This window comes from Spirochaeta thermophila DSM 6578, assembly GCF_000184345.1.
Classification (GTDB): Bacteria; Spirochaetota; Spirochaetia; order Winmispirales; family Winmispiraceae; genus Winmispira; species Winmispira thermophila.
The window spans coordinates 2,070,296-2,083,006 of record NC_017583.1 but is presented as its reverse complement, the minus strand read 5'-3'; the positions used below and the strand labels follow the sequence as shown (position 1 = coordinate 2,083,006).

Annotated in this window: 13 protein-coding genes; 10 read left to right on the top strand and 3 right to left on the bottom strand. The window is 62.9% G+C overall.

Features of this window, described 5'->3' with window-relative positions:
* Positions 1 to 10 precede the first annotated feature (10 nt).
* The 4 genes from SPITH_RS09490 to SPITH_RS09475 all read left to right on the top strand — a co-directional run bounded on the left by SPITH_RS09490 (position 11) and on the right by SPITH_RS09475 (position 4,049).
* On the top strand, positions 11 to 811 hold the full coding sequence (locus SPITH_RS09490) for an undecaprenyl-diphosphate phosphatase (RefSeq protein WP_014625442.1): 801 nt from the start codon (positions 11 to 13) through the stop codon (positions 809 to 811).
* Between the two features lie 68 nt (positions 812 to 879).
* The gene (locus SPITH_RS12890; protein ID WP_041624092.1) at positions 880 to 3,456 is read left to right on the top strand and encodes a DNA translocase FtsK; all 2,577 of its coding nucleotides are present in this window, start codon (positions 880 to 882) and stop codon (positions 3,454 to 3,456) included.
* A gap of 38 nt (positions 3,457 to 3,494) precedes the next feature.
* Positions 3,495 to 3,692, top strand: coding sequence for a hypothetical protein (locus SPITH_RS09480; protein WP_155816552.1), 198 nt, complete (start codon positions 3,495 to 3,497; stop codon positions 3,690 to 3,692).
* A 96-nt stretch (positions 3,693 to 3,788) separates the two neighbouring features.
* The gene (locus SPITH_RS09475; RefSeq protein WP_014625439.1) at positions 3,789 to 4,049 is read left to right on the top strand and encodes a DUF2335 domain-containing protein; all 261 of its coding nucleotides are present in this window, start codon (positions 3,789 to 3,791) and stop codon (positions 4,047 to 4,049) included.
* Between the two features lie 4 nt (positions 4,050 to 4,053).
* Here the strand turns inward: SPITH_RS09475 and SPITH_RS12125 are convergent, their stop codons facing one another.
* Complete coding sequence (locus SPITH_RS12125; RefSeq protein WP_014625438.1) at positions 4,054 to 4,461, bottom strand: hypothetical protein; 408 nt, start codon at positions 4,459 to 4,461, stop codon at positions 4,054 to 4,056.
* A gap of 108 nt (positions 4,462 to 4,569) precedes the next feature.
* A complete protein-coding gene (locus tag SPITH_RS11830; RefSeq protein WP_281047851.1) occupies positions 4,570 to 6,027 on the bottom strand; it encodes a HEAT repeat domain-containing protein in 1,458 nt (485 codons plus the stop codon).
* A 535-nt stretch (positions 6,028 to 6,562) separates the two neighbouring features.
* Here SPITH_RS11830 and SPITH_RS09455 point away from each other — a divergent pair.
* Positions 6,563 to 7,861 (top strand): NAD(P)/FAD-dependent oxidoreductase, encoded by a 1,299-nt coding sequence (locus tag SPITH_RS09455; protein WP_041624348.1) that lies wholly within the window; start codon positions 6,563 to 6,565, stop codon positions 7,859 to 7,861.
* Positions 7,862 to 7,871: 10 nt separating this feature from the next.
* The gene (locus SPITH_RS09450; RefSeq protein WP_014625436.1) at positions 7,872 to 9,035 is read left to right on the top strand and encodes a D-alanyl-D-alanine carboxypeptidase family protein; all 1,164 of its coding nucleotides are present in this window, start codon (positions 7,872 to 7,874) and stop codon (positions 9,033 to 9,035) included.
* 2 nt (positions 9,036 to 9,037) lie between these two features.
* Here SPITH_RS09450 and SPITH_RS09445 read toward each other — a convergent pair whose 3' ends face one another.
* Positions 9,038 to 9,889, bottom strand: a complete 852-nt coding sequence (locus SPITH_RS09445; protein WP_014625435.1) for an SDR family oxidoreductase — start codon at positions 9,887 to 9,889, stop codon at positions 9,038 to 9,040.
* A 141-nt stretch (positions 9,890 to 10,030) separates the two neighbouring features.
* Between SPITH_RS09445 and SPITH_RS09440 the strand changes: the two genes are divergently transcribed.
* From SPITH_RS09440 to deoC, 4 genes are all read left to right on the top strand, one after another.
* Positions 10,031 to 10,537 (top strand): tetratricopeptide repeat protein, encoded by a 507-nt coding sequence (locus tag SPITH_RS09440; RefSeq protein ID WP_014625434.1) that lies wholly within the window; start codon positions 10,031 to 10,033, stop codon positions 10,535 to 10,537.
* A 300-nt stretch (positions 10,538 to 10,837) separates the two neighbouring features.
* Complete coding sequence (locus tag SPITH_RS09435) at positions 10,838 to 11,422, top strand: MBL fold metallo-hydrolase (RefSeq protein WP_245523378.1); 585 nt, start codon at positions 10,838 to 10,840, stop codon at positions 11,420 to 11,422.
* Complete coding sequence (locus tag SPITH_RS09430) at positions 11,419 to 11,982, top strand: GNAT family N-acetyltransferase (protein ID WP_014625432.1); 564 nt, start codon at positions 11,419 to 11,421, stop codon at positions 11,980 to 11,982. Before SPITH_RS09435 ends, SPITH_RS09430 begins: the two co-directional genes overlap by 4 nt.
* A gap of 36 nt (positions 11,983 to 12,018) precedes the next feature.
* Positions 12,019 to 12,687, top strand: a complete 669-nt coding sequence (gene deoC / locus SPITH_RS09425) for a deoxyribose-phosphate aldolase (RefSeq protein WP_014625431.1) — start codon at positions 12,019 to 12,021, stop codon at positions 12,685 to 12,687.
* The last annotated feature ends 24 nt before the right edge of the window (positions 12,688 to 12,711 follow it).

The following is a 12,711-nucleotide window of genomic DNA, read 5'->3' as shown; positions in this document are numbered from 1 at the left end:
GAGTCGTGACGTGGACATCATCACCGCCGTGATTCTGGGAACCCTCCAGGGGCTCACCGAGTTTCTCCCCATCTCCAGCTCCGGACACCTCGTGATCGCCCAGCACCTCTTCGGCCTCGGCGAGGTGCCCCTGCTCTTCGACGTGCTCCTCCACGTGGCCACCCTCCTCGTGGTGGTAGGGGCCTTCTGGGGACGCATCCTCGAGATACTCGCCGCCCTCCTGCGCCTCCTCGGGGGGAGCCGGACAGACGCTGATCGTGCGCTGGGGAGACTTGCCCTCGTCCTCCTGGTGGGCACCGCGGCCACCGCGCTCCTCGGCCTGCTCGTGAAGGACCTTCCCTCCTTCGGTCACCCACGCTTCGCTGCAGCCATGCTCCTGGTGACCGCCCTCCTCCTCGTGAGCACCGCCCTCGCCCCCACCCGTGAGGGCCGGAACCTTCACCACATCCGCCTCACCGACGGCCTGGTCGTGGGCCTGGTGCAGGGACTCGCCGTGCTCCCCGGCATCTCCCGATCCGGGAGCACCATCGGCGCCGCCCTCCACCTCGGCATCTCCCGGCGCGATGCAGGCGAGTTCTCCTTCCTCCTCTCGGTCCCTGCGATCCTGGGCGCCCTCGTGCTCGAGCTTGCAGATGCAGGCGAGCTCGCCTCCCAGGTCCCCCTTCCCTCGCTTCTCGCCGGCATGGCGGCCGCCCTCCTCTCGGGATACCTCGCCCTCAAGGCTCTCCTCCGGGTGGTGAAGGCCGGCAGGCTCCCCCTCTTCGCCTTCTACCTCGTGCCCGCGGGACTGGTCGGCCTCATCCTCCTGTGAGGGGCACCCCCTTGAGGCCCCGGATCTGCGGATACCCCCGCAGGTAAACCCGGCCTTGAAACGTGCCGATGAAGAGCAGAGGAGGTATCGTGTTCGCTCGGCTCGTGCGCACCGCCCTCGGAAGCCTTCTCATTGCAAGTGGCGCGGCAGGACTCCTCGCCGCGGCAGCCTCGCTCGCAGGACTGCCCGGCGATCCCTTCCCGCCCGTCTCCTTCGTCCTCTCCTCCTTCCACCTCCCCGGGCTCTGGGTCTTCCTCTACCTGTGCATCGTCGGCGTGCTCCTCGTGCGGCGATCGTTCCCGCTCTGGTTCTTCCTCTGGCTCAAAACCACCCTGCTCCCGCTCCTCTTCTTCGGCCTCGCAGCCAGGCTCCTGGTCGACCCCTTCGCCGTGCACGCCCCCCTTCCCGGGGCCCTCATCCGGGCCTTCACCAGGCCGGGCGCCGGCCTCATCACCACGCTCCTGGGCATGGTGAGCCTGGTGGGGATCGTCCGCCTCATCCCCTGGTTCAGGGGCCACGTGCCTGTGTGGGACGAGGGGAGTGGGCGTGGCGGGCCGGGAGGGCAGGAAACCCAGCCTCGCCGGACACCCGAGGCCGATCCTCCCTCCGCCTCTGTGCCCTCGGGGGGCGAGGCACTGCGAGGAAGGGAGGATGAGCGGGTGCGCATCCTCCCCGAGGACTCGGTGCTCGTGAGGATCGCAGGCCGCGTGAAGACCTCGACCCGTCCTGAATCCGATCGGAGGGAGTCGGAGGTGCTCCTCCTCGAGGCTCCCGCACCCGAGCGCGGGATGGACGGGGAAGGGGAGGTGCAGGAGGAGGAAGGTGAGCTCGCCGGTCTCGCATCCTCCCTCCCTGACGCGGAGGGGGAAGCCCCCCTCCCGTCGGCCCCTCCTGCGATGCCCGAACCCCGTGCCTCCCGAGGGGAAGCGCCCGGGGCGCATGCGCAACCCGACTCCCCGGTCGTCGGGGATGAGGGGGAAGCCCCTGCGCCCGACGAGGAGCCCATCTACCTCCCCCTCGGGCGCACGCGAGAGGAGACGGAAGGCCCCGTGGCCCCTCGGGACACTGAAGGAGGCGGAGATGCCCCTCGCACTTCCTCCTCGCGCGGGCCATCCCCTTCCCAAGGCCGGATCTCATCTTCGGTTGAGCAGCGCCCCCGACGGGAATCCCTTTCGCAGGAGTCCCCTGGATCCTTACACGCCTTCGAGGGCCCCTATCGGGTGCCGATAGAAGGGATCCTCGCCCGGTACCCCGAGCTCTCCTCCGACAACAAGGAGGAGATCAAGAAGGCAGGGGAGCTTCTCCTCGAGACCCTCTCGGAGTTCGGCATCGAGGCCGAGCTCATCGGGATCCGGAGGGGGCCGGTCATCACCATGTACGAGATCCTCCCCGCCCCCGGGGTGAAGCTCTCCCGCATCGTCAACCTCGCCGACAACATCGCCTTGCGGCTCGCAGCCCAGAGTGTCCGCATCGTGGCCCCCATTCCCGGTAAGCGTGCCGTGGGCGTGGAAGTTCCCAACAAGCACAGGGAGCTCGTCTCGCTGAGGGAGATCCTGGAACAGACCGACCTCTCTGACCCGCGTTACGGGATCCCGGTGATCCTCGGCAAGGACATCACCGGCGAACCCCAGGTGGTCGACCTCACCCAGACCCCCCACCTCCTCATCGCAGGCGCCACCGGTTCGGGAAAGTCGGTCTGTGTGAACGCCATCATCTGCTCGGTCCTCTACAGCAGGTCCCCCCGCGAGGTTCGCCTCATGCTCATCGACCCCAAGATCGTGGAGCTCAAGCTCTACAACGACATCCCCCACCTCCTCACGCCCGTGGTCACCGACCCGAAGAGGGCCTTCCAGGCCCTCCAGTACTGCGTCTACGAGATGGAACGGCGCTACGCCCTCCTCGATGCCGTGGGCGCCCGCGACATCCGCGCCTACAACCAGAAGGTGGAGCGCGAGGGCCTCGCCATGGAACGGCTTCCCTACATCGTCATCATCATCGACGAGTTCGCAGACCTCATGGCCACCGCGGGAAAGGACCTCGAGGCCATCCTCGCCCGGCTTGCGGCCATGTCCCGCGCCGTGGGACTCCACCTGGTGCTCGCCACGCAGCGGCCCTCCATCGACGTGATCACCGGTCTCATCAAGGCCAACATTCCCTCCCGGATCGCCTTCATGGTGGCGAGCAAGTTCGACTCCCGGATCATCATCGACAGCGTGGGCGCCGAGAAGCTCCTCGGCAGGGGGGACATGCTCTTCACCTCGCCGTGGCAGCCCTTCCCCGTGCGCATCCAGGGCGCCTTTGTCTCGGAAGAAGAGGTGGAACGCCTGGTCGCCTACCTCAAGGAACTCGGCCCGCCCGACTACGTGGACGACGAGATCTTCATAGACGAAGAGGAGGACGACCCCTCGCTACAGGGAGACCTGGAGGATCCCCTCCTGGAGCGCGCCATCCAGATCGTGGTCTCCACCGGCAAGGCCTCGGCCTCCTACCTCCAGAGGCGGCTCAAGATTGGCTACAACAGGGCGGCCCGGCTGGTGGAGGCCATGGAAGACCTCGGGATCGTGGGTCCTGCGAACGGGAGCAAGCCCCGCGAGATCCTCCAGGTACCGCCGGAGTACCAGGGGGCTCAGGAGGAAGATCTGTAGGGGTGGAAGCGACTCCTCGATGGTGGTATCATATGGGTATGAAACGATTCGGTCCTGTGTTCCGACACCTCCTTGCCGGCTACCTCTCGCTCTTCGACCTGTCGGGCCGCACCATGTTCTCCATAGTACGGGCCTCGGGAGGCCCCCCTCGGGATCGCGCCTCCCTCTCCCGTGACTGGGCGAGGGTGGGTAGGGACCTCAAGACCGCGATGGAGCAGGTAGGGGATGGCCGATAGGGACCAGCAGGGGAGAGAGGAGAGGGGCGTAGTGGCCGGGCCACCTACGAGGGACCCCTTCCCCCGGCCTCGGAGTTCGCCCGGTACGAGAAGACCTTGCCTGGGGCGGCGGAGCGCATCCTCACCCTCGCAGAGGAGGAGGCCCGCCACAGGCGGGAGCTCGAGCGAAGGCTCGTGGAGGCGAGCGTCCAGGCGTCCCGGTGGGGCCAGATCCTCGCCTTCCTCATCGCCATGGTGAGCCTGGGCGCCGTGATCCTCTCGGTCCTCCTCGAGCAGGTGGCGGGAGCCATCGCCCCCGCCATCCTTGCCATCACCAGCCTCGTCGCCACCTTCGTGGGTTCGCGAAGGGAGGAGTGAGTTTTTATCTTTTTACATCGGTAAATTGGGATTCGCTGATTTCTTCTATGTCATAGAAGACACGAATGAGGTCCGTCTCCGATTTCAGATAATAGTATTTCCCCGGCTTGAAATCGAAAGTAATTGTGGTGGGTGAAACAGAGCTGTATGCCCCATCATGGTAAGATACCGTCAGATGGTGTACGCCTGATGTAATGATCACTCGATGCGTTTTTTCTGTAGGCCCTATCCAGTTGACGGTTTTTCCATCGAAAGTACTAACTATTATCCTCCCATCTATTTTGAGGCCTACGAGCGTTTCTTTTGGTAGTCCTTTGCTTTTGTAGAACCCGTGATCAGTCGTAGCACATCCTGCGAATACGAGTACTGTTATCAACACACCCAGAAAAGGAAGAAAAGCTCGTCTTTTCATTGTTTTACCTCCTTGATTAGCGCGAAGTAGTTATATTGAGATAATTATAAAACGAGTTGTTGCTATCGGTCAATACTCATCGATAGCAGATCCTCAAATAGAGGTTCCCTATGGTTTCCCAGGGTGGCTCTCATCCAACACGTATGGCCTTTCTCTTTTTCCTGATGCGAGCAGGTCGGCAGTGGAGACATAGGGTTCGGGATCGCGAATCATCCGGTTGAGAGCGTTCATGACTTCCGGATCATCGGGAGCGATCCGGGCGAGCGCCTGCACTGCTTCTCTCCTCACCAGCCATTCCTCATGGTACAAGAGTTCCAAAAGCAGGGGCACGGCGGATCGAGCCTCGTCTTCCATCCTCCCCAGTGCAGAGACGGCGGCGCAGACCTGCCACTCCTCGTCAGTAAGGGCTTCCATCAAGGCGGGGACGGCTGAAGAAGCTCCACTCCCAAGGGCCCCCAGTGCCCGGGCTGCGGCCTCGCACACCTGCCACTCCTCCTCGTGGAGTCTTTCGATGAGGGCCTCGATCACCCCAGGACTCGCGGCTCTGATCGTCGTGAGGGCGTCGGCTACCGCCTTCCTCACCTGCCATGCCTCGTCTTCCAGGCTACGTGTGAGAGTTGGCACTGCGACATGTGCTCCGGGGCCAAGGCTCATGAGGATAAGGGCAGCTTCTTTCCGTACCATCCATTCCGGGTCTTCAAGCTGAGAGATGAGGGAGTCGATCTCACTCTCGGAAGGTACGTGTACGGACGTGGAGGGTATGAGTGCGGTGAGGAGTTCCCTGTTCCAGTAACGGTACCTCTGGTTGTAGAGGAAGCCGAACGACCCGAAGTCGGAGAACCCCCAAAAGATCCACACCATGCCCCTCTTCTCCGCCTCTTCCCTCACACAGGAAATCCACTTCCTGCGCGATTCCACATCGGCGTAGCCGGTGACCCCGAATTCTCCCAGGATCACCGGCCGTCTCATTTCTCGAGCCCACTGCATTATGAAATCGAAGTCTCTCTGGATGAGTCGCTTCTGCCTTTCGGTGTTGTCCCATGTATTCCCGATCTGCTTCTGGGTGGTACGAGCAAGATCGGGAGTGTAGGCCTCTCCCTGAAAGGTGAATGCCCCCGGGTCGTAGTAGTGGAACGAGATCATGAGATGTGGATCCTCCTCAGGAGCGGGAAGGATGAGTTCCTTGATGCCACTCACGTGGTCCCATGCACGACCGGTGGAAAGATCGAGACTTATGTATGTATGAATTCGGATGGGTACGGGTACCACTACGATCCGGTTCGCGTTGCCTCCCCCGGTGTTCCTGATGAGTGTTATGGCCTTACGGACATACTCGTTCCACACCTGAGGAGTGAGAGGGTCATGGGGTTCATTCGCGAGTTCGAAGTAGAGATCCTCCGGATACTCCTTGTATCTCTCTGCGATCATTTTCCAGAAGGTGAGGAATTCCTTTTCCACCTCTCTTTCCTCTGCTTCCGAGTTGAAAGAAAATGGGTATCGGAGATGAGACTGAAATAGGAGAGTATCGCTACCATGTCCCTCGCCAGGATGTTCTCGATGATCCAGTCGAGGTACTCGAAAGAGGCCTCATCGAGCGATGCGTCCTGTATCTCCAGTTCGAAATGCACCGGAATCCGTACGAACCGAAACCCTCCATCTCTGATCGTATCGAAGGTATGTGCTTCGATATGCCTTCGAGGGAATCCACGGGACGGCACGGAAATGGGAAATTCGAGATTGATCCCACTACGTTCACTTGGTAGGGTTCTTTACGTTGAATAAGGGGGTATACACATGGGAGAGGGATCTACGATGGAGCTTCGCGTCAGGGTACGGTGCACACGAGAGTATCACCACCATTACGAGTAGCGTAAGGAAAAAGCGGCGTTCCATGTTCTGTCTCCCCGAAGAGTATATCACACTACTCCATATAGGGCATCTCCTGTTATACCTGCATACCCGTTGTCCCTGCATCGTAGGTTTTGTCAACAGCCTTGATTTCTCATACGCTGCCGAAAGCAAGGGTGGCCCGCTGCCGAAAGCAAGGGTGGTCGACAACCTCCCCATAGCCCCCTTTCGGTTCTCCTGTTATCATAGGCCCATGAAACACTACGACGTGGTCATCGTAGGCTCTGGCCCTGCCGGCCTGGGAGCTGCCTTCTTCCTTTTGAAACACGCCCCCGAGATGAAGATCCTCATCCTCGAGAAGGAGTCCATCTCCACAGGAGGCCTCAGGAACGACTGCAAGATGAACTTCACCTACCCCATAGGCTTCCCTGAGGACCTGTGGGACAGGGAGACGGCCGAGGCACACCTTGCCGAGGTGGAGGCCGTGCTCAGGCCTCAGTGCATGCCTGTGGCCAACATAGAGACCTACCGGAAGCGCGCCGAGAAGCTCGGCGTGGTGCTCCTTGAGATACGGCAGGCCCACCTCGGTACCGACGGCGGCATCAAACTCATCAAGCGGCTCGTGGCAGAGCTCACCGACAGGGGGGTGGAGTTCTCCTTTGGCGAAGAGATGGTGGATGTGGACCCTGAGCGAAAGGTGGTGATCACCGACCGGGGTCAGTACTCCTACGATCACCTCATCGTGGCGCCGGGGAGGAAGGGGTTCAGGTTCCTCCAGGAGCTCATGGATCGGCTCGGTGTGGCCTACGTGGATCACGTGGTGGATATCGGGCTCAGGCTCGAGATGAAGGAGGAACACTATCCCATCGTGAGGGACTACTACGACCCCAAGTTCCTCTTCCCGGACAAGGTCCGCACGTTCTGCACGAACTCCCGCAGGGCCTACGTGGTTCAGGAGCGCTACACCGCCCGCGACGGAAGCACGTACTACAGCGTGAACGGCCATGCCTACAGCAGGGCGGCCCGGGAGAACGGGCTCGTGAACTTCGCCCTCCTCAGGACCATCACCCTCACCGAACCACTCGCGAGCGGCCAGCTCTACGCCGAGATGCTCGGCCAGCAGGCCGTACTCCTGGGTGGGGGAAGACCCCTCATGCAACGCGTGGGGGACTTCAGGCTGGGAAAACGATCGAGGCCAGAGACCTTCAACGAAGACCTCTACGATTTTCCTCCCACACTCCCCACGTGTACCCCAGGCGATATCAGCCTCGCCATGCCGGCAAAGATCCTCCGGAGCATCTGGAGGGCCATGAAGATGCTCGACACCATCTGCCCCGGGGTACTCCATCCGAGCACCATCATGTACTACCCCGAGATCAAGCTGTATGCCAACCGTCCCACCTTTATGGACGACTACTTCCAGGTGAGGGCGGGCATCTACCTCATAGGAGACGGAGCCGGCACGAGCAGGGGGATCACCGCGGCCTGGGCGAGCGGCATCCGCGCCGCCCGCAGCATCCTCGCCGCCACGGGCCGGACTCCCACCCTCTAGGAGGGACGCCGTGCGCATCCGTGCCTTCCTCCTCCTGCTCGCCGCCACCCTCCTCCCCGCCGCCCCGCCCCCGCTCTCCGCGCCCTCCGCCTTCCTCCTGGAACCGACCACCCGTACCGTGCTCTACGAAAAGCAGGCCGATCTCCCGCATCCGGCAGCCTCACTCACCAAGCTCGTCACCGCCTACCTTGCCCTCCAGGCCGTGGAGGACGGCCTCCTCCAGGAGGATGCCCTGCTCCCCGTGCCCTCCGCCCTTGCCCGCATCCCCTTCCCCCCCGACGCCTCGCTCGCAGGCCTTGCCCCCGGCACCACCCTCACCCCTGCCCAGCTCCTCTCCCTGACCCTCATCTACTCGGCCAACGACGCCGCCTATGCCCTCGCCCTCCTCCTCGCCCCCGACATCCCCGCCTTTGCCTCCCGCATGAACCGGCTCGTCCACGCCATGGGCTACACCCACCTCTTTTTCGAGGAACCCTCGGGCCTCTCGCCCCGCAACACCATCACCGCCCGCGAGATCGCCCTCTTCGCTGCCGACTACCTCGACCGCTTCCCCTCTGCCCCGGCCCGCTACCACGCTCCCCGCGCCCTCACCGTAGGAGGACGCACCTACCTCAACCGCAACACCCTCCTGGGCCGCTATCCCGGCCTCGAGGGCCTCAAGACAGGCTACCTCGAGGAATCGGGCTTCCACATCGTGGCCTATGCCCGACGCGGCCCCACCAGCCTCATCGCCGTCCTCCTCGGCATCCAGGCCCCCGGCTATTGGGAAGGCATGCAGGAACGCGACCGCCAGGCCGCCGCCCTCCTCGACTACGGCTTCGACACCTACCTCACCACCGAGCCCCCCCTCACCGGGATCCGGCCCGTCCGCATCTGGGGCGGCACCCACTCCACCCTCACCCCCCGCCCCGCCCGACCCCTTCGCGTCACCCTCGCCAGGACCGACCTTCCCCGCCTCTCCGTAGAGGTGGAGCAGGTCTCGGAGCGCTGGGCCCCCCTTCACCCCGGCGAGCGACTCGGCACCGTCCGCCTACTGTTGGACGGCACCGTGCTCGCGGAATCCAGCCTCATCGCCCCTCAGCACGTCCCCCGCGCCCCCTTCTTCCCCTTCCTCGCCGACCTCCTCTCCTGGATCTGGCACCACCTCCTCGCGATCCTGGGGTATGCCACCTGAGCCTACACCCCCCTGAGCACCACCTCCCGTGCGGGGAGCGGCGGCCTCCCTACGAGCCGCGCCACGTCATCGGAGACCACGTCGAAGCTCCCCGAGGCGATCCCCCGGTAGAGGTCCTCCATCAGATCCACGAGCGGGCCTGGGGCCCCGGCGGCCGCCATCCGCTCCCGGAAGACCGCCGGCTCCACCGGCCGGTAGACCACCCTCCTGTCCAGCACCTCACCCAGGAGCCCCGCCACCTCCTCGAACCCGAGCGGGACAGGACCGGTGATATCGTAGACCTTTCCCCCGTGCCCCTCTCCTAAGAGCACCGCAGCCGCAGCCCTCGCGCAGTCCTCCCTTGCCACCCACGCCACCTTGCCCCCGTCGGCGGGCAGCTCGAGCACCCCATCCTCGCCCACCTGAGCCATGAGCCCCGAGATGAACTCGGCGTACAGATTGTTCCGGAGTACGGCGTGGGGAATCCCGAGCTCCCTGAGGATCGCCTCGGTGGCCCTGTGTTCGCCCATGAAACGGGGAAACTCCCGATCGTTGTTCACCGACGAGGTGTACACGAGGAGCCCCACCCCGGCCCGCTTCGCCGCCTCGGCCGCATGCCGATGCTGCGTCACCCGACGGCCTATGGCATCGGTGCTTATCACGAGGAGCCGCTCGACCCCCCTGAAGGCCTCTTCCAGGGTCTCCGGACGATCGAAATCGGCCTTCACCACTTCCACCCCCTTCTCCTGAAACCCCTCCAAGGCCTCAGGCCTTCTGGTGATGAGACGCACTTCTCGGGAAGGCACCTGCTCCAGCACGAACCGGGCCACCAGTCGACCGAGGTGACCCGCAGCCCCGGTGATTCCTATACGCATATGCTCCTCCTCTTCTGATACGGGATCTCTCCTCCTGGAGAGACAGGATCAGTTGCGTACTGCAGCACCTCGTGATAGTGTAGTGGATAGGCGTTCTTTGCCGCAACTCCCTCGACGCCTGCCGTATGTGAGGAGGACCCCATGGGTAAATGGCCGGTGATCCGTCAGGTATCCCTTCTCGGTGTCCTGATCTCATTGGTCATCATGGTGGGCCTCATCCTCCTCTTCCGGTGGATCCATCCTGAGGGCTATCTCTTTGACGCGCTCCTTGTCTATTGGGGATTGCATCTCATTGTGCGCTCCGGTTTCGCGTACCACCACAGGAGGGGTATTCGTTTCTACCGGAAAGGGGATTTCGAAAACGCCATCTCCTGTTTCGAGAGGAGCTATTGCTACTTCACACGGTACAGATTCCTCGACAGGTTCCGATATCTCTTTCTGCTGAGTCTCTCGGCGATGTCCTACAGGGAGATGGCCTTGCTCAATTGGGCCTTTTGTCTCGCTCAGGTGGGGGAGAGGGAGAAGGCGATCGAGAAGTACAAAGACTGTCTTCGGGAGTATCCTCACAACCGGGTCGCACGTGCTTCCCTCACCATGATGGGAGTGACTCCTGAAGAGGATGTCAGGGAAGGGACTGCACATGCTTGAGGATCCCGCGCATCTCGGGTTCGGGGACCTTTACGAGTAAATCGGAAAGATCCTCCTCTCGGTGATTATACCTCCAACCAAGCTCCTCCTAATCCTAGTTAGTAGAGAATGATGTGCGCTTCTCACGATCAGGACGACACCTTGAAGGAACGTCCGTTCGGGGGGAAGCCCCGAGAGGCCATGAGTTTCACGATCTCGAGAGAGATGGGTATCCCCCATCCCGCATACCGATCCTCAAACCGGGAACATCAATGGCATCGATCCCTTGTGCACTCCCTCCCCCTCCTGTTATACATCCCTATGCCGTTGCGTTCGTTCTCCTACAAGAGCACCCACTACTATCTGGTGGAGGGGGAGAAGGGGCTCCTCGCCTTTGACGTGGGGTGGCCGGGTACGATACGTTCCTACATCGATGGCCTCAAGTCGCTTGGGTTCACCCTCTCCGATCTCTCCTGTTTCATGGTATCCCATTTCCACATCGACCATGCGGGTATCGCGGGGGAACTCCAGTCTCGAGGGATCCCCTTCCTCGTCTTCCCCTCTCAAGAGGAGGCGATCGCCGGGTTCGAGTCCTTCATGGCCCGCAAGGGGATGGCCTTCACCCCCATAGACCTGGAAGCCCTCGAGCGCGTACCCTTCGAGGAGTCCCGGTGGATCCTCGCTACGTGGGGGATCGGAGGAGAGGTGCTCCCTACCCCGGTACACTCGGCGGACAGCGTGAGTCTCCTCCTCGACGGTGGAGAGGTGGCGGTGGGCGACATGCCGCCTGCGCACCAGCTCGCAGAGGAGGAGGGACGGGCGGTGTGGCGCCTCGTAGGTGAGAGGGGTGGGCGCAGGGCCTTTCCCGCGCACGGACGTCCGTTTCCCGTGGAGGAGCGCCCATGAACGACCTTCGTCTTACCGGTACCGTCCCCCTTACGACCGAGCGGCTCCTGCTCCGGCGGTTCACCCTTGAGGATGCGCCCGCTGTGTACGAGACGTGGGCGCGCGACCCCGAGGTGACCCGATTCCTCACCTGGAGTCCACATGCATCGGTGGAGAAGACCCGGTCGTTTCTCGAGGAGGCCGTCCGCGGCTACGAGAGGGATGATCAGCTCTTGTGGGCCATCGTCCTCAAGGAGCCGGGGAGCCTCATCGGTAGCATCGGTGCCCGTGTGGAACGTGCCCACCGACGGGCCGAGATCGGGTACTGTCTCGGGAGGGCCTTCTGGAACCGGGGGTATATGACCGAAGCCCTGAGGGAGGTGGTGAGGTTCCTCTTCGACGAGGTGGGCGTGGTGAGGGTGCAGGCCCTCCACTTCGTGGGGAATCCTGCCTCCGGGCGGGTCATGGAGAAGGCGGGGATGCGCTACGAGGGCACCCTCAGGAGCTACCTCATCAAGGATGACAGCGCGGTGGACGTCCTCATGTATGCGATCGTGAGGGATGCGCGCACTGGCACCTGAGCCGCGCGTGTACTATGATTGACGAAGGAGTGCCACATGGCGGAACAATGGACGAAGGTGACCCTGGCGAAGATGATCGATCACACCCTCCTCAAACCCACGGCCACGAGGGCCCAGATAGAGGCCCTCTGCGACGAGGCCGTGAGGTATGGATTCGCATCGGTGTGTGTGAACTCCTGGTGGGTGCCTCTCGCGGCGAAGCGCCTCTCCGGGTCGGGCGTGATGGTGTGTACGGTGGTGGGATTCCCTTTGGGGGCGGCGAGTACCGAGGCCAAGGCGTACGAGGCCGCTCGGGCGGTGGTACAGGGGGCGAGGGAGGTGGACATGGTGATCAACCTCGGTCTTCTCAAGGGTGGGGAGTACGACCTCGTGAGGGAGGATATCCGGGCGGTGGTGGATGCAGCCGCCGAGGCCCATGTGAAGGTGATCATAGAGGCGTGCTACCTTTCCGACGAGGAGAAGCGCAGGGCTTGTCTCCTCGCGGCGGAGGCAGGGGCGCACTTCGTGAAGACCTCCACGGGGTTCGGTCCCTCGGGCGCCACGGTGGAGGACGTGCGGCTCATGAGGGAGGTGGTGGGAGAGAGCCTGGGGGTCAAGGCGGCGGGGGGTATCCGCTCGCTCGAGACGGCCCTCGCCATGATCGAGGCAGGGGCCTCCCGGTTGGGTACCTCCTCGGGGGTCTCGATAGTGGCCGAGCTGGAATGAGATTCTCAAAAAACGGCAGATTTT

What these genes read in the sequence shown, in the direction of transcription:
- SPITH_RS12890 (WP_041624092.1), top strand. Translation starts at nt 880, where the DNA reads ATGAAGAGCAGAGGAGGTATCGTGTTCGCTCGGCTCGTGCGCACCGCC.
- SPITH_RS12125 (WP_014625438.1), bottom strand. Translation starts at nt 4,461, where the DNA reads ATGAAAAGACGAGCTTTTCTTCCTTTTCTGGGTGTGTTGATAACAGTA.
- SPITH_RS09440 (WP_014625434.1), top strand. Translation starts at nt 10,031, where the DNA reads ATGGGTAAATGGCCGGTGATCCGTCAGGTATCCCTTCTCGGTGTCCTG.
- deoC (WP_014625431.1), top strand. Translation starts at nt 12,019, where the DNA reads ATGGCGGAACAATGGACGAAGGTGACCCTGGCGAAGATGATCGATCAC.
- SPITH_RS09445 (WP_014625435.1), bottom strand. Translation starts at nt 9,889, where the DNA reads ATGCGTATAGGAATCACCGGGGCTGCGGGTCACCTCGGTCGACTGGTG.
- SPITH_RS09455 (WP_041624348.1), top strand. Translation starts at nt 6,563, where the DNA reads ATGAAACACTACGACGTGGTCATCGTAGGCTCTGGCCCTGCCGGCCTG.
- SPITH_RS09480 (WP_155816552.1), top strand. Translation starts at nt 3,495, where the DNA reads ATGAAACGATTCGGTCCTGTGTTCCGACACCTCCTTGCCGGCTACCTC.
- SPITH_RS09435 (WP_245523378.1), top strand. Translation starts at nt 10,838, where the DNA reads ATGCCGTTGCGTTCGTTCTCCTACAAGAGCACCCACTACTATCTGGTG.
- SPITH_RS09430 (WP_014625432.1), top strand. Translation starts at nt 11,419, where the DNA reads ATGAACGACCTTCGTCTTACCGGTACCGTCCCCCTTACGACCGAGCGG.